This window comes from Megalodesulfovibrio paquesii, from assembly GCF_054653055.1.
In genome coordinates, this window is sequence record NZ_BAAIGQ010000004.1 from 266190 (window position 1) to 281782 (window position 15593).

At 64.8% G+C, this 15593-nt stretch carries 12 protein-coding genes; 7 read left to right on the top strand and 5 right to left on the bottom strand.

What is annotated here, in order from left to right; genetic code table 11:
* Nucleotides 1-92: 92 nt before the first annotated feature.
* From ACYQ00_RS03895 to ACYQ00_RS03910, 4 genes are all read right to left on the bottom strand, one after another.
* The gene (locus ACYQ00_RS03895) at nucleotides 93-3185 is read right to left on the bottom strand and encodes an efflux RND transporter permease subunit (RefSeq protein WP_460030866.1); all 3093 of its coding nucleotides are present in this window, start codon (nucleotides 3183-3185) and stop codon (nucleotides 93-95) included.
* Complete coding sequence (locus tag ACYQ00_RS03900; protein ID WP_460030867.1) at nucleotides 3182-4360, bottom strand: efflux RND transporter periplasmic adaptor subunit; 1179 nt, start codon at nucleotides 4358-4360, stop codon at nucleotides 3182-3184. Before ACYQ00_RS03900 ends, ACYQ00_RS03895 begins: the two co-directional genes overlap by 4 nt.
* A gap of 2 nt (nucleotides 4361-4362) precedes the next feature.
* Entirely contained in the window at nucleotides 4363-5031 is a 669-nt protein-coding gene (locus tag ACYQ00_RS03905; protein ID WP_460030868.1) for a CerR family C-terminal domain-containing protein, read from the bottom strand.
* A 178-nt stretch (nucleotides 5032-5209) separates the two neighbouring features.
* Complete coding sequence (locus ACYQ00_RS03910) at nucleotides 5210-6019, bottom strand: alpha/beta fold hydrolase (RefSeq protein WP_460030869.1); 810 nt, start codon at nucleotides 6017-6019, stop codon at nucleotides 5210-5212.
* A gap of 170 nt (nucleotides 6020-6189) precedes the next feature.
* On the opposite strand from ACYQ00_RS03910, the gene ACYQ00_RS03915 reads away from it, so the two are divergent.
* The 7 genes from ACYQ00_RS03915 (at nucleotide 6190) to hemC (ending at nucleotide 14215) form a co-directional block, all read left to right on the top strand.
* Nucleotides 6190-6573 carry a flagellar basal body rod C-terminal domain-containing protein gene (locus ACYQ00_RS03915; protein ID WP_460030870.1) on the top strand — a complete coding sequence of 128 codons (384 nt, stop codon included), beginning with the start codon at nucleotides 6190-6192 and terminating at the stop codon, nucleotides 6571-6573.
* Nucleotides 6574-6836: 263 nt separating this feature from the next.
* The gene (locus ACYQ00_RS03920; RefSeq protein ID WP_460030871.1) at nucleotides 6837-7847 is read left to right on the top strand and encodes a sigma-54 interaction domain-containing protein; all 1011 of its coding nucleotides are present in this window, start codon (nucleotides 6837-6839) and stop codon (nucleotides 7845-7847) included.
* A 162-nt stretch (nucleotides 7848-8009) separates the two neighbouring features.
* Nucleotides 8010-11213: a tetratricopeptide repeat protein gene (locus ACYQ00_RS03925; protein ID WP_460030872.1), complete on the top strand. Its 3204-nt coding sequence runs from the start codon at nucleotides 8010-8012 to the stop codon at nucleotides 11211-11213.
* Between the two features lie 126 nt (nucleotides 11214-11339).
* Nucleotides 11340-12248 (top strand): AmmeMemoRadiSam system protein B, encoded by a 909-nt coding sequence (gene amrB, locus ACYQ00_RS03930; RefSeq protein ID WP_460030873.1) that lies wholly within the window; start codon nucleotides 11340-11342, stop codon nucleotides 12246-12248.
* A 75-nt stretch (nucleotides 12249-12323) separates the two neighbouring features.
* Nucleotides 12324-12950 (top strand): D-sedoheptulose 7-phosphate isomerase, encoded by a 627-nt coding sequence (locus tag ACYQ00_RS03935; protein ID WP_460030874.1) that lies wholly within the window; start codon nucleotides 12324-12326, stop codon nucleotides 12948-12950.
* Nucleotides 12951-13005: 55 nt separating this feature from the next.
* On the top strand, nucleotides 13006-13260 hold the full coding sequence (locus ACYQ00_RS03940) for an FmdB family zinc ribbon protein (protein ID WP_460030875.1): 255 nt from the start codon (nucleotides 13006-13008) through the stop codon (nucleotides 13258-13260).
* 10 nt (nucleotides 13261-13270) lie between these two features.
* Nucleotides 13271-14215 (top strand): hydroxymethylbilane synthase, encoded by a 945-nt coding sequence (gene hemC, locus ACYQ00_RS03945; RefSeq protein WP_460030876.1) that lies wholly within the window; start codon nucleotides 13271-13273, stop codon nucleotides 14213-14215.
* 62 nt (nucleotides 14216-14277) lie between these two features.
* Here hemC and ACYQ00_RS03950 read toward each other — a convergent pair whose 3' ends face one another.
* The gene (locus ACYQ00_RS03950) at nucleotides 14278-14967 is read right to left on the bottom strand and encodes a nuclear transport factor 2 family protein (RefSeq protein ID WP_460030877.1); all 690 of its coding nucleotides are present in this window, start codon (nucleotides 14965-14967) and stop codon (nucleotides 14278-14280) included.
* Nucleotides 14968-15593 lie beyond the last annotated feature (626 nt).

The window sequence follows — 15593 nt, forward strand, 5'->3', positions numbered from 1 at the left end:
TGCGTGGGGATAGTCCCACCGTTGCCACAAAAAAGGGAGGCGCAGCCGTGCGTCTCCCTTTTTTGGATCAGAAGATGGTGCCGTCAGCCCGCTCAGGCCTCGGCGGGACGGGCCGCGCCGCCCGAGAGCAGACGCTGCAGCTTGTCGAAGTACATGTAATACACCGGGGTTATATACAAGGTGAGCAGCTGCGAGGCCACCAGCCCGCCCACCACGCACAGGCCCAGGGGCTGGCGGGCGTCGCCGCCGGCGCCGTACCCCACGGCGATGGGCATGGCGCCCATGATGGCGGCCATGGTGGTCATCATGATTGGCCGGAAACGGACCAGACAGCCCTGGCGGATGGCCTCCCGCGGTGCAAGGCCCTGATCCCGCTGGGCCTCCAGGGCGAAGTCGATCATCATGATGGCGTTTTTCTTGACAATGCCGATGAGCATGATGATGCCGACAAAGCCGTAGAGATTCAGGTCAAAGCCGTAGAGCCAGAGGGTCACCAGGGCCCCGAAGCCGGCGGACGGCAGGCCGGAGAGGATCGTCAGCGGGTGGATGAAGGACTCGTAGAGCACGCCGAGAATCAGGTAGATCACCACCACGGCCATGAACAGCAGGAGCCCCATGTCCTTCAGGGAGTCCTGGAAGGCTTGGGCCGTGCCCTGGAAGCTGGCATGAATGGAGTCCGGCAGCACCCCGCGCGAGGCCTTTTCCACCGCCGCCACGGCCTGGCCCAGGGAAACACCGGGCCGGGGGTTGAAGGCGATGGTCACCGAGGCCAGCTGTCCCGTATGGTTCACCAGCATGGGCCCCACCCCCGAGGTGATGCGGGCCAGGGTGTCCAGCCGGGCCAGATTGCCGTCGGCCGTACGCACGTACAGCAGGGAGAGGGCATCCATGTCCCGCCGGTACTGGGGCAAAAGCTCCATGATCACGGAATATTGATTACTTGGGGCATAGATGGTGGACACTTCCCGCGTGCCATACGCCGACTGCAGGGCCAGCTCGATGCGCCGGGCCGAGACGCCCAGGGCCGAGGCCTTGTCCCGGTCAATCTCCACGCGGGCCTGGGGATTCTTGAGCTGCAGGTCACTGGAAACGTCCTGGATTTCCGGCAGGGTCTTGAAGAGCCCCTCCATCTCCTGGGCCACACGGTAAAGCTCCTGGGTATCCGGGCTCTGCAGGGTGTATTGGTACAGGGCCTTGGCCGCACGACCGCCAATGTTGATGGCCGGGGGATTGACCAGAAAGGCCTGAATGCCCGGCTCTTTGTTCAGCTTTGGCCGCAGGCGGCGGATGATCTCGTCGGCGGTCTCGTTGCGGTCGTGCAGGCCCTTGAGGCGGATCATCAGCCGGCCGTTGTTGCCCGAGACGTTGGGGCCGCCCGCGCCCACGCTGGACATATACGTCCGGATGGCCGGGTCCTTGTTCAGGATCTCGTGGAGGGTCTTTTGGTACTCCACCATCTTGTCAAAACTCACTCCCTGCTGCGCCTCGGTAAAGCCCTGGATCTGCCCCGTGTCCTGGCTGGGCAGAAAACCCTTGGGCATTATCTGGAAGAGATGCACCGTGGCGTACAGCACGGCCAGGGAGATCAGAAACGTCAGGGGATGCAGCCGGAGGCTGATGTCCAGCGTCATCCGATACAGGGCCTGCAGACCGTCGAAGACCCGTTCCGTGGCCCGCAGCAGCAGGTTGGGTCGGGCAGCGTGGTCATGCGGCTTGAGGAACCGGGCGCAAAGCATGGGCGTGAGCGTGAGCGACACAAAGCCCGACAGCAGAATGGCCGCCGCAATAACCACGGAAAACTCGTGAAACAGCCGGCCCACAATGCCACCCATGAACAACACCGGGATAAACACCGCGGCCAGGGAGATGGTCATGGAAATGATGGTGAAGCTGATTTCCGCCGAACCGTCCAGGGCGGCCCTGAGGGGCGGCTTGCCCATTTCCAGATGGCGGACGATGTTCTCCAGCATGACGATGGCGTCGTCCACCACAAAGCCCACGGCCAGGGTCAGGGCCATGAGCGAGAGGTTGTCCACCGAAAACTCCATCAGGTGCATCACCGCAAAGGTGGCCACGATGGACATGGGCAAGGCCAGGCTGGGGATGATGGTGGCCCGGACATTGCGCAAAAACACGAAGATGACCATGACCACCAGACAGACCGTGAGCACCAGGGTGAACTTCACGTCGTCCACGGATTCCCGGATGGACTCGGAGCGGTCGTACAGAATCTCCATGGAGATGGCCGCCGGCATCTGCGCCTCGAAGGTCGGCAGCAGCTTCTTGATGCTGTCCACCACGTCGATGGTGTTGGCGCCGGGCTGGCGTTCCACGGCCAGCACGATGGAGGTCTGGCCGGCCCGCCAGGTGATGGCCTTGTCGTTCTCAATGGAATCGATCACCTCGCCCATGTCCTGCAGTCGCACGGGCGCCCCGCCCCGCCAGGCCACGATGAGCGGACGGTAGGCTTTGGCGTCCATCAACTGTCCCGAGGCCTGGACGTTCAGGGCCCGGTGCGCGCCGTAGAGCGTGCCTGTGGGCAGGTTGACGTTGGCGTTGTCGATGGCCTCGGCCACCTCGTCAATGCCCACCTCGCGCGAGGCCAGGGCCTTGGGGTCCAGCTGCACGCGGACGGCGTATTTCTTGGATCCATAAATGGAAACCTGGGCCACCCCCGGCAGCATGGACAGCCGCTGGGCAATCATGGTGTCCGCATACTCATCCACCTGGGACATGGGCAGCGTGTCCGAGGCCATGGAAATATAAAAGATGGGCTGATCCGCCGGGTTCACCTTGCGAAAGGACGGCGGCGCGGGCAGGTCGTCCGGCAGGGCGCGCTGGGCCTTGGAGATGGCCGCCTGCACGTCCAGGGCCGCGGCGTCGATGTTGCGGTCCAGGTTGAACTGCAGGGTGATGCGCGAGTTGCCCTGGTAATTGGTGGAGGAGATGGAATCAATGCCCGAAATGGTGGCGAACTCTCGCTCCAGCGGCGTGGCCACGGTGCTGGCCATGGTTTCGGGGTCTGCGCCGGGCATGCTGGCGCTGACGGAAATGGTCGGAAAGTCCACGGCGGGCAGGTCGCTCACGGGCAGCACCCGGTAGCTCATGACCCCAAAAAGCAACAGCCCGAGCATGACCAGCGTGGTGGCCACCGGGCGACGGATGGACGGTTCGCACAGGTTCATTGTGCGCCCCCGGCCTGCGAGGCGCCGGCTTTGCCATTTAGGGCTTCCGTCCCGGCCGCGCCGCCAGCCTGCTGGGGCGCATTGCGCACTTCCACGGGCCGGCCGGGCGCCAGACGCAAATGCCCGTCGGTAACCACCCGCTCCCCACCCGAGAGCCCGCTCTCCACCACGGCCTTGCCTTCCAGCCCCGAGCCGAGCTGCTCGTCCGTCTTTACCGGGCGGAATTCCACGGTATTGTCATCCTTGATCACATACACCGCATCGCCCTGGGAGGAGGCCATGATGGCCTGCGAGGGCACGGTGACCACCTTGTCCCGCACGCCCAGCACCATCTGCACATTGACGAACTGCCCGGGCCAGAGGCGGTGGTCCTTGTTTTCAAACCTGGCCTTGAGGGCAATGGCCCCGGTTTTGCGATCCACCGTGTTGTCAATGAAGGTCAGCGCGCCTTCGGCCTGCTGCTGTTCTTGCCCAGGCGGTGCGGCCCGCACCTCCAGCGCGGCCTCCTTGAACCGGGCCATGACCTCCGCCAGCCGGGCTTCGGGCACGGAAAACTGGACAAAAATGGGCTCGATCTGCTGGATGACCACCATGGCCTCGTCGGCATTGGCCTTGATCATGTTGCCCTCGTCCACCAGGGTCTGCCCGGTGCGGCCGTCAATGGGCGAACGGATCACCGCATAGGTCAGCTCCACCTGGGCGGACTCCACGGCGGCTTCGTCCGCCTTGACCTGGGCCTGCAGGGCGGCCAGGTTGGTCATTTTTTCCTCAAACTGCTCTCGGCTGATGATGCGTTCGTTCACCAGACGCTCGTAGCGACGGTTGTCTTCCTCGGCCTTGCGCATGAGGGCCTGGTTGCGCTCCAGATTGGCCTTGGCTTGGCGCACCTCGGCTTCCAGGGGGCGGGGGTCGATGGTAAAGAGTACCTCCCCTTTTTTGACCTCCTGGCCTTCCGCAAAGTGCACCTTGACCAGTTCCCCGTTGATGCGGGCCTTGATGGACACGGTGTTGGCCGCCTCCACATTGCCCACGGCCGCCACCACTTCCGGCACCGACTCCACGGCAGCCACAGCCTCCAGCACCGGGGCCGGCTGCGGGGTCCCCTTGCCCTGGGCAAACCCGGCCGAGGCCCACGCCAGGACACCAACAAGCACACAGACGCAGACAACTCGCATACTCAATCCTGTTGAAGCGGTGAACGTGACCCGCGGGGAGCCCGCAGGGCGGCCAGGCCGGCCAGGGAAAAGGCAGTGATGTGCGCAGCCAGGGCATCAAGCTCGGCCGGCGTGTATTCATAATCGGGATACAGCAGGGCGATGTTCCGGGCCGCCGTGCGATGATGCAGACACTGCCCCACAATGGACAGGGCGCAACGGATGCACTCCCTGCGCGAAAGCTCCGGCCCGGTCAGCTCCTGCACCAGATCCAGCAACAGCTGGGAGACGGGCCGCAGCTCCCGGCGCACGAATTCGGCCCGCAGTTCCGTGGGCTCCACCAGCTCCCAGTTCAGAATGCCCCCGCACCAGGCAGGGCGCACCCCACCGCGGGCGCGCTGGATCATGGCCCGCACAAACCGCTGCAACCTTTCTTCCGGGGGCAGCACCGCGTTCTGGTCCAGCTCCTGCACAAAGCGCGGCGGGCCGCACTGGTGGCAATGCTCCAGCACCGCGCCGTACAGGCCGGCCTTGTCCCCAAAATAGTACTTCACCATGGCCACGTTGAGCCCGGCCTTGCGGCAGATTTCCCGCAGCGAGGTACGGTGAAATCCCTTTTCTGCAAAACACTCCCCCGCGGCGTGCAGCAGGCGGTCCTTGGTGTCCGGATGATCTGGCGGCAGGTTCGGCATGGAAGACGGCTTTGACTAAGGGTGTGCACAACGGGATGGCCCGGCCAATACGCCCGCAACGGCTCCAGGGCACGCCTGGATGCGGACGGCACACTCTTAAACAATCGTTGAATCCATGTCCAGATTGCCACCCCCGGGCAAGTGTGAACTTTTTGTCAATTTTGTCGTCACCTGCTGTTCATCCGGCCAGAAAGCCCTGCACCGCCTGCCGATAGCGCACGGGATCTTCCCACAAATGGCAATGCCCGCATTCCGCAAAGGCCAGCAGTCGCGCGCCGGGAATGCCGGCAGCCAGTTGGCGGGCGCCTTCCAGGGGGACGAGGATATCGTCCTCGCCATGAGTCACCAGTGTCTGACAACCGATATCTGCCAGTCGGCCAACCGTATCATGCCTGATGCACGCTGCCGCCTGATACTGGAACACTTCCAGCGGCACTGGCTGCTCCAGTCCGGCCAGGAGCAGGGCGTCCAGCTCGGCCAGGTGCTCGCGGTGAAAGCGGGCCCCGAAGACCAGCCAGTAGATCATCTGCAGGGCGGCCACGGTGTCGCCGGCGGCCAGCAGTCTGGTGCCGGCCTCCAGGGCCCGGGCGGCCCGCGGGTCCAGCCGGGCAAAGGTACCACTGAGCACCAGCCGGCGGACCAGCTCTGGATGCCGGAGCGCCAGTTCCTGGGCAATGGCTCCGCCCATGGACATGCCCAGCACGTTCGCGGACCCGATGCCCAGAGCCCTCAAGCCGGCGGCGATGCGGTCGGCCAGGGCCCCGGTGCTGCAGCCTTCTTCCGGCAGAGGCGTGGCCAGGGGGCCGGCAGGCAGGCCGGGGTGTTCCAGGGTCAGGCAGCGCATGGAGTTGCCGAAGTATTTCAGCTCGGCCTCCCAGCCCCGGTAATCTCCCCCCCAGCCTGAGACAAGCACCAGGGGTTCACCCTGGCCATGTTCCACATAGACGATCGATTCGCCTGCCGCTGTGTGCACCGTTCCCGTTCGCATGCTCGCTCCTTTTGCGGGGTGTGCCGCCAGCACACTTGCTGCCGGCGGACTGATGGCTATACTACTGAAACGAGGACTTGACTGCACGAGCTTTTCGGGCATGCTGCATGGGAGAGTCAGGCCTCAGATGCACGCACGACCGGCGCCAGGCAGTCGCAAGGAGTTCCGCCATGAACATGGACGCGCCCATTTCCGCATTGCAGTCCTTTTCCGTGGGCATGCAGGTCACGGCGAACAACATCGCCAACGTGAACACGCCCGAGTTCCGCGCCAGCCAGATTCACCTGGCCGAGGCCGCAGGCTCCGGCGGAGTGGCCGTGGCGGATATCACCCAAAGCACGACCAATGGCGGCTACGTGCAATCCCTGCAGCCCCTGGAAAACCCTGAAACCCAGCAGATGGAAGTGCAGTGGCAGACCGTGCCGGCCTCCAACACCGATCTGGTCCGGGAAATGGTGGACATGATTTCCTGGCAGCGTGGGTTTGAAGCCAACATTGCGACAATACACACTATCGACGAAATGAACGGCGTGGTGCTGGACATGGTGGTGTGAACGCCTCCCCCTGTTTTCCCCGCTCCCACACGCTCCTGCCGGAGCGTTTTTTTTGGCATGGCAGGGGGATAGATTTTGTCTAGAGATTATGCTATGTTCCCGTTGACGTCAGAACCTTGACAGGATGCTGACCTCGCCGCATAGTTTTCATACTGGATGTTCCTGCAACCGTAGTCGGAATCCTGGTTGCCGGAAACTTGCCCTAGCACCGTGTTGTCGCAACTGTCTGCCGCAGCCTGTTGTTGTGAGGAGGAGGATGCCGCGTGAGCTTTAACGCCGGAAACATCATCGGCAATTGCCAGGGCTTGCGCGACCTCTTCAAGGTCATGGCCAAGGTCGCTCCCACGGACTCCACCGTGCTGGTGACCGGCGAATCCGGCACCGGCAAGGAGCTGATGGTCCGCGCGCTGCATACCAACTCCCTGCGCAGGGACAAACCCTTCGTGCCCATCAACTGCGGGGCCATCCCCAAGGAACTCCTGGAATCCGAACTCTTCGGGCATGAGAAAGGGGCCTTCACCCACGCCATCCGCTCCCGGCCCGGACGCTTTGAGCTGGCTGACGGCGGCACCATCTTTCTGGATGAAATCGGCGAGATGGAGCTCTCGCTCCAGGTCAAGATCCTGCGCGTGCTCCAGGAAAAAGAGTACGAGCGCGTGGGCGGTGCCGGGGCCAAAAAGGTGGATGTGCGCATTGTGGCCGCCACCAACCGGGACCTGGAAGAGGAAGTCCGCACCGGCCGGTTTCGCGAGGATCTGTTTTACCGTCTCAACGTCATTCCCTTGCACCTGCCTCCCCTGCGCGAGCGCGGCAGCGACGTCCTCCTGCTGGCCGAGAGCTTTCTGCGCCGGTTCTGCGAAAAGAAATGCCGCCCCACCCTGACGCTGGAGCCCAACATCCGGGACATGCTCCTGGGCTACTCCTGGCCAGGCAACGTCCGAGAGCTGGAGAACTTCATGGAACGGCTGTCCATCCTGTGCGATGGCGACGCCATCACCACGGAAGATCTGCCGGAAAAAATTCTGCGCGAAGTGGGCGTTGAACCCCCAAAACGTGTGATTGAGGCCGCACCGGCCGGATTCGTCTGGCCAGCGCTCAAGGATCTGCGCGAGCAGCATCTGGGACTCAAGGAATTTCTGGATACCGTGGAAGAGCGGCTGTTGCGGGAGGCCCTGGAACTGAGCGGCGGCGTCAAGAATCAGGCAGCTGAGATTCTGGGCATCAAGCGCACCACCCTCATTGAGAAGCTCAAGAAGCGGCAATGGGAGGAGTGAGGCGCGGCCAGCCATGCACCAACGCAATGTTGCACAGCTTTTGCATAGAGCCAGGACATGAACGCGCAGCATCAGGCACATAGACGACAGGCTCAGGGCGTGCAGGGGTGGGGCAGCCAACCGCTTGTTCTGGTAACGTCCTTGTGGAGAGGAGCGTCCGCCATGCTGGCGCGCCTGCCTTTCTCCTTTCATCGCAATGCCTTGCCCGTTAAGTGCACCCTGGCGCTGGCGCTGCTGGCGGCAGTGTTGCTCTCCCCTGCCGCGGCGCGAGCGGCGTCCTTTTCCTTGCGCCCGGTCCAGGGGCACGAGCAGCTGACCATCACCCTGGAGGCCACGCCTTCCCTGTACAATCTGCTGCGCGACTCTCGCACCTCCATGCAGTTATCCCTGCCGCCAGACAGTCTGGGCGGCAAGCAGCCCAGGGCCCTGCGTCCCGGCGCGGGTGCGGGCAAACTGGTCAAACGGGTGGAGGCCACGCCCCAGGGGGTGCGCATTGAGCTCGCCTCGCCGTCCTTTGGCTTCATTCACCAGCTGAATGACAATGTTTTGACCATCGACATCTTTGCCGACCCCTTGGGCGCGCAGTGGACCCCGCCGGCCCAGCCCGCGCAACTGGCCCAGAACGCGCAACTGGCCCAGAACGCGACGACGGCGGATAACGCCACCGCCGCAAGGCCTGGCAACGCCACCGGGGCGGCCCCGGCCCCAAGCACGAGCCCAGCTCCAGTCACAAACCCTGGCCCCGGCACGAACACGGACTCTGGCGCGATCCCGGGCGGCGACAATGCCACAGCCGCGCGCAATGCCACAGCCCCCGCGCCTGCGCCCGCCTCGGCCTCGGCTTCGGCCCCTGAAGAAAGCACGCCCCGGGTCACTGCCGCAGCACCACCGCGACCTGAGCCTGAAGCCGAGCCTCGCACTGCGCCCGCCCCTGTGCCGCAGGCCCCCGCGGCACCGCCGAGTGCCGGGGCGGCCCCGGCCCCGGGCAGTGCGGACCACTGGCGGATGCGCGCCCCGGTGGTCAAGCGCGAGTTTGGCGATCCGGTCCCTGGTGGCAAGACTGGGGCCCCAGCCGCCAATGCCTCTTCCGGCACCCCCCCTGTCTCGCCCGCACCGGCTGCGGACCAGCCCGCAAAACCCGCGGCCTCCGGTACTTCAATGCCGGAAGGGAATGCCTCCCAGGCCGAAGCCCAGGCTGATACACGGACCGGTACCCCCAACGCCACGGCCACGGCCGCGCCCATGCTCGAACAAAACACCACCGCCACGCCTGCTGCGTCTCCCACGGCCGCAGCCACTGCGGAAGAGCCCGAAGACGACGGCTGGCTGATGACGCCGGATGAGGCCCTCAGGGCCCTCTCCCCGCCCGAAGGCGAACAGAACGCCTCCAAGCCCTTTGTGCCGAACTTCGCCGGCGTCCTGAACAGCGCCCGGGCAGCCATGGTCAATGGGGACTACGATCCGGCCATCGCCCTGTTCATGGCCCTGCGCGACCATCCACAACTGCCGAAAAAGTATGTGGAAGAAGTGCTGTACTCCCTGGCCGACGCCCACTTTGCCAAAGCCAAGGAAGACTACCGCGGCAACTACGACACCCTGACCTCGCTGCTTTCCGCAGCCATGAACCAGAACCCCAAATCCACCCGCACACCGGAAGCCCTGCTCAAACTCGGGCTGATCAACCTCAAGGTTGGCAACCAGCCCGAAGCCGACGCGTATTTTGGCATCCTGCTGCGGGAATTTCCCAACGATCCCAGCGTCCCCCTCGTGTATTACTACCAGGGCAAGGACTTCTTCGAACGCGGCCAGTACCAGGAAGCCGCGGACAAATTCCAGTTCGTGGTGCAGCAATATCCAGACTCCCGTCACGTCCGCGAATCCGCCGTGGCCCTGGCCGAATCGCTCTACAAACTCGGCTACAACGAGCAGGCCCAGCAAATCGCCGATTACCTGGACAAACGCTGGCCCCGGTTCTACGTGGAATACCCGCCCATCCTCAAGCTCAACGGCGACATCGCCGCCCGCAACAAGGCCTGGGACCGCGCCCGCGTGAACTACTGGACCTACTACAACCTCGACCCCGAAGGCGACGACGCCGATATCGTCCTCGCCCGCATCGGTGACGTGTACACCGGCCAGAACAGCACGGCCGCAGCCCGGGAAATCTACACCCAGTGCGCCACCAAATATCATGACAAGGACGGTGGCCTCATCGCCCTCATGCGCCTTGCGGAAAACGGCATCCACGACGCGCCCTCCGTTCAGGAAATGTTCACCGTGTTCGACCAGCCATTTTCCATGCACCCGGTGGACATCTATGAGCGCATTCTCAAGGAGCACCCCGATTCCACCATCGCCCCCCTGGCCCGGCTCAAGCTGGCCATGTGGCGGCTCTTCAACAGCGAGGAACGCGAGGCCCTGGGCGATGTGGAAGATTTTCTGACCAAATGGCCCTCCCACGAACTGGTGCCCCAGGTCATGGATGTGGCTGCCCAGGCTTTCCAGACCATCATCGCCCAGCAGGTCAGCCAGGAAAACTATGCCGGCGTGGTACTGCTCTGCAACGATCACCCGGCCATTGCCAAGCAGTTGGACAAACTGCCCCCTTCCACCCAGACGGCCATGGCCCTGGCCTTCATGAAAGTCGGCCAGCCGGCCCGGGCGCTTTCCATCGTGGAACCCCTGCTCACCCGCCCCGGCATGCCGGAGCAAAGCGAAATGGCCCTGCAGCTGGCCACCACCATCCACCTGGACGCCCGCGCCTGGGACAGCATCGTGGCGCTCAACGAAATCGTCCAGGACTGGGAACTCTCCCCCAAGGTCAAGGACGAGTTCGACTACGCCCTGGCCCTGGCCTACGAGAATCTCCAGTCTCCTGAAAAAAGCGCCTCCATCTGGCAGGAACTGGCCGACAAGCAGGACCTCGGCATCAACCGCATCGCCTACACCAAATACTTCCTGGCCATGGAAGCCCGCAAACGCCAGGATCTCAAGCCGGCCTATGAATACGGGCTCGAAGCCCTGACCAGCTTCCTGGAAACCGGCGAGGACCCGGCCAAGGTCATGGATTTGATGCAGATGCTCATGGACGTGGCCGACGTGGCCGGCCGGCCCAGGGATGCCCTCAAGTGGGCCATTGAATATGGCAAACGCCTGGACCCGTCAGATTCCCGCTGGCCGGCCATGCGCTACCGCACCGCCCAGCTGTACAAGAAGGTGCAGGACGAAGGCCAATGGCGTGCTATTCTTGAAGAACTGGCCACCCAGATGCCCACTTCCCACTTCGGCCGCATGGCGGCCATGGACCTCAAGGGCGCCAAACTCGAAGAAGGCCTGAGTCAGTACACCACATCCCCCTCAATGTAGCAGCGTTCCGCGCAACGCCGATAGCAGGGCCATGGGCGCCTTCTCTCGCAGGCTCCAGCTCAAGCATTGACTCCAGCCATTGCGGGACTATGGTACATGGAGTCCTTATCATCAGGAGTGTGCGCCATGCTCAGACCGCCCGTCGTTGCCGGCAGATTTTATGACGGCTCTCCAGAGCTGTTGCGGCAGGATGTCCAGACCCGCCTGGCCCTGGGGGCGCACCTGGCAGGCAAGGCGCACAGTGCGGGAGAAGGCCGCGCCCTGCTGACCATGGTCCCCCATGCCGGCTATTTTTATTCTGGAGACGTGGCCGGCAAGACCCTGGCTGCCGCACCCCTGGCGGACTGCATGCTCCTGCTCGGCCCAAACCACACCGGACAGGGGGCGGCGCTCTCCCTCTGGGCCCAGGGCGGCTGGCGCATCCCCGGTGCCGACGTGCCCGTGGACGAAGCCCTGGCCCAGGCCCTGCTCCGGGCCGAGCCGAGCCTGACGCCGGATCAGGCCGCCCACCGCGGCGAACACTCCCTGGAAGTGCTGCTGCCCTTCTTGATCCAGACCAATCCGCACTGCCGCATCGTGCCCCTGGCCGTGGCCGAACCGAACCTGCGCACCCTGCTGACCGTGGCCCACTCCATGGCCGGCGTGTTGCGTGCCTGGCACGAGCCGGTGACGATGCTCGTCAGCTCGGACATGAGCCACTACCTGCCGCATGAGGTGGCCGCCACGCAGGATGAACTCGCCATCAACCGCATCCTGGCCCTGGACCCGGAGGGGCTCTACACCACCGTCCGCACTGCGCATATCAGCATGTGCGGCGTGCTGCCCATGACCCTGGGGCTGGCCATTGCCCGGGAGCTGGGCGCGCAACCGCCGGAACTGGTGGCCTACACCACCTCCGGCGAGGCCAGCGGCGACTACACCCAGGTGGTGGGCTATGCCGGGGTGGTGGTTCGGGCGGCAACCCAGGAGGCGACACAGGAAGAGGCGCAGGACCAGAACGGGACCCGGCCGGCCCAGGCGCCCGGCATTGCCTAACGCCGGCGCATGGAGTAGTGGGTTCCTTTCCTTTGATGCACGCCATCGTGCCGGAATCCGGAAGAAGGTACCGCCATGTCAGACAACGCACTCTCCATGGTCCTGACCCATGGCCAGGAAGGCGCCGTGCTGCGCACCGCGTTTTTCCAGAACCATGCCCAGCAGGTGGTGGACATTGCCCGGCACATTGCCCTGCGTCTGGCCGAGGGTGGCAAGGTGCTGCTCTGCGGCAACGGTGGCAGCGCTGCCGACGCCCAGCACCTGGCCGCAGAATGGGTGAACCGCTATCAGATGGAGCGCCCTCCCCTGCCGGCCATCGCCCTGACCACGGACACCTCCATCCTCACGGCCATCGGCAACGATTACAGCTACGATCTGGTATTCAAAAAGCAGGTCCAGGCCCTGGCCAGTCCGGCGGACGCCCTGCTGGCCTTTTCCACCTCGGGCAACAGCGCCAACGTGGTCCAGGCCCTCAAGGCTGCGCGGGAAAAACGCTGCCTGACCGTGGGCTTTTCCGGGGAAAGCGGCGGGGAAATGGCCCCCCTGTGCGACTATCTGGTGGCTGTGCCGTCCAAGGTCACGGCCCTGATTCAGGAAGTGCACATCGCCGTGGGCCATTGCCTGTGCCGGCTGGTGGATCATTTTCTGTTTGAGGCGGTGCTGGAGCTGGAGCCCTACCTCTCCGCCCGGCCACGCTCCTGAGCGTACCGCTGCCACCTTCGATTCTACCGTTGCACGTTCGACGAGGAGATTTGTCATGCCGATTTTCGAGTACCGCTGCGGCGACTGCGGCCGCGAGTTCGAAGAGCTGGTGTTCAAGGATGACGCCACCGTGACCTGCCCCAAGTGCGGCAGCACGCAGACCGAAAAACTCATCAGCTGCTGCCAGTTCCGCACCGGGCCGCGGCCGTTCCCGTACAAGGATCAGGCAGTGCCCGCCCCGGCGGCCGGCCCTTCCTCCCGCAGCGCCTGCGCCAGCTGCAGCGGCGGCAGCTGCGCCACCTGCAAGTAACCGGGCCGTCATGCGCAGACTCGTCATCGCCACCCGCGGCTCCAAACTCGCCCTCTGGCAGGCCAACCACATTAAATCCCAGCTGGAGCTTCGCCATGGCCGCGCCGTGGCCGTGGATCTGCTGGTGCTCAAGACCAAGGGCGACAAGATCCTCGATGTCCCCCTGGCCAAGGTTGGCGGCAAGGGCCTGTTCGTCAAGGAAATTGAAGACGCCCTCCTGGATGGCCGGGCCGATCTGGCCGTGCATTCCATGAAGGACGTGCCCGTGGAGCTGCCCGAAGGCCTGGTGCTGGGCATCGTCCCCCCGCGTGAACGCGTCACGGACTGCCTGCTCAGCGTCCACTGGCCCACCCTGGAAAGCCTGCCCCAAGGCGCAGTGGTGGGCACCTCCAGCATGCGCCGACAGTGCCAGCTCAAGGCCCTGCGGCCAGACCTGCAGCTGGAGCACCTGCGCGGCAATGTGGACACCCGGCTCAAAAAGCTCCTGGGCGGCGAGTTTGCGGCCATCGTCATGGCCACGGCCGGCATGCGCCGCCTGAACCTCACCGCCCCGCACATGCAGGAGCTTGGCCCGCCGCACTTCCTGCCCGCCGTGGGCCAGGGCGCCCTGGGCATCGAATACCGCCAGGACGATGCGGACGTGCTGGATTTGCTGGGATTCCTGGACCATCCGCCCACCCGCATCACCGTGGAGGCCGAACGCGGCTTCCTCACCGGCCTCAATGGCGGCTGCCAGGTGCCCATTGCGGCCCATGGCGTCCTGGACGGCAAAACCGTCCACCTGGAAGGCCTGGTGGCTGACCCCGACACCGGCGAGACCGTCCGCAAACAGCTGGAAGGCCCGGCCCACGAGGCCTTCGCCCTGGGCCTCGCCCTGGCCCAGGAGGTCCTGGCCGCCGGCGGCAAGGCCATTCTGGACAAGGTGTACGCTGAGAACGGGAACGCGAACAGCTAACCTGCTGCAAACCGCCCCTCCACACCTCCGTGGAGGGGCGATTCCGCTCGTGCCCCGAGCATTCACTGCGCCTTGGCGTAGCGCTCCTCCAGCATGAGCCAGCGGCCCTGGTGCTTGACCATCCGGGCCGAAAACCGGGCCCGCACCTCTGCCGGCCCGCCCTGATGCATTTCGTGGATGCGTACGATGTACTCCACCCACAGCTCGTTGCCGTGCAATCTGGGCGAGTCCACGAACTCCAGCAGGTGTTGCCGGTCCACGGTCTTCCAGCCCTCCACCTTGGCTGGCAGCATCTCCTTGTACTGTTCCAGGGAAGCCATCACATCCCCGCCGCCGGCCCCCTGGCCGGGAGCCCAGGTCATCACCCTGGCATTCGGCGCGTAACAGGCCAGAATGGCCTGGGCATCCCGCTTGTTTTTGGCCTCCACCAGCTGGGCCACGGCGTGACGCAGCTCCAGGCGCACGGTGTTTGCCCCTGCAGGATCCCCGGGGAGCCCTGCGGGGCCGGCCGTGGCATTGGGGCTGGCCGGATTCACCGGGCTGGCCGGGCCGGGATCAGGCGTCACCGGCTCGCCCGAGGCTGCCGGCGCGCCGGCCGCGGCTGGCACCTCCGTGGCCACGGGGCTGGCGGGCTTCTTTTCCGCGCACCCCGCCAGCAGCAGCGCCAGGCATCCGCATCCAAGCAGCATCATTACAGCGGAAGTCCCCCAGCCCTTCCGGCCACCCTGCCTCCGCACTGTATTCCGCACCATGTGAGCCTCCTCCTGACCGCGCCATGGGAACACGCCGCGATCTTGATGCACGCCAATGTGGCTAATTTTTCACATAAATATAGCGAGATGTGACTTTGTGCCAAATCGTGTGAAAATTGTCCAGGTTTTTGTTGACAACGAATTTCAAATTCAATAGGAACGATCTTGCCGGTGCACGAGCAAGAGGGCAAGACGGCCAGCGTGCAACTCAGGTGCGCAACCCAGATGCATCCCGGAGGCACAGGCGACAGCCCGCCCCCTCCGCACCGGCAGATGGCCGCCTTGTGCAGCACCCCACCGGTGCAGCCGTGGCGGCCCAGCGGAGCAAGGCGAGGTCCCTCTCGGGGCGGCCCCGTCTGTGAGGCTTCGAGGTGATGGTTCGACTGCCGCCGGCCCCGGCGCGACCTTCCCGGCCGGGACCATACAGAACCAGCGCCGGGCCAGCTCGCAACAGGCCCGGCCCGCCGGCAGCGCGATTCCGGCCAGTGTGATTCGCCAATGTGATTCGCCAGTGCCGCAGGCATGGGCAGCAGGCACGAGCGAGCGCCCGCGCGGCTTCTCCCCAGCCGCCGCCGGAATCCAGGTCGAAACAGGCTGCCTCAGGCAGACAGACGAGGGGTGTGGAA

Bases quoted from the DNA above. Each gene is read 5' to 3' on its own strand.
- ACYQ00_RS03895 (WP_460030866.1), bottom strand. From the start codon at position 3,185: ATGAACCTGTGCGAACCGTCCATCCGTCGCCCGGTGGCCACCACGCTG.
- ACYQ00_RS03900 (WP_460030867.1), bottom strand. From the start codon at position 4,360: ATGCGAGTTGTCTGCGTCTGTGTGCTTGTTGGTGTCCTGGCGTGGGCC.
- ACYQ00_RS03905 (WP_460030868.1), bottom strand. From the start codon at position 5,031: ATGCCGAACCTGCCGCCAGATCATCCGGACACCAAGGACCGCCTGCTG.
- ACYQ00_RS03910 (WP_460030869.1), bottom strand. From the start codon at position 6,019: ATGCGAACGGGAACGGTGCACACAGCGGCAGGCGAATCGATCGTCTAT.
- ACYQ00_RS03915 (WP_460030870.1), top strand. From the start codon at position 6,190: ATGAACATGGACGCGCCCATTTCCGCATTGCAGTCCTTTTCCGTGGGC.
- ACYQ00_RS03925 (WP_460030872.1), top strand. From the start codon at position 8,010: ATGCTGGCGCGCCTGCCTTTCTCCTTTCATCGCAATGCCTTGCCCGTT.
- amrB (WP_460030873.1), top strand. From the start codon at position 11,340: ATGCTCAGACCGCCCGTCGTTGCCGGCAGATTTTATGACGGCTCTCCA.
- ACYQ00_RS03935 (WP_460030874.1), top strand. From the start codon at position 12,324: ATGTCAGACAACGCACTCTCCATGGTCCTGACCCATGGCCAGGAAGGC.
- ACYQ00_RS03940 (WP_460030875.1), top strand. From the start codon at position 13,006: ATGCCGATTTTCGAGTACCGCTGCGGCGACTGCGGCCGCGAGTTCGAA.
- hemC (WP_460030876.1), top strand. From the start codon at position 13,271: ATGCGCAGACTCGTCATCGCCACCCGCGGCTCCAAACTCGCCCTCTGG.
- ACYQ00_RS03950 (WP_460030877.1), bottom strand. From the start codon at position 14,967: ATGGTGCGGAATACAGTGCGGAGGCAGGGTGGCCGGAAGGGCTGGGGG.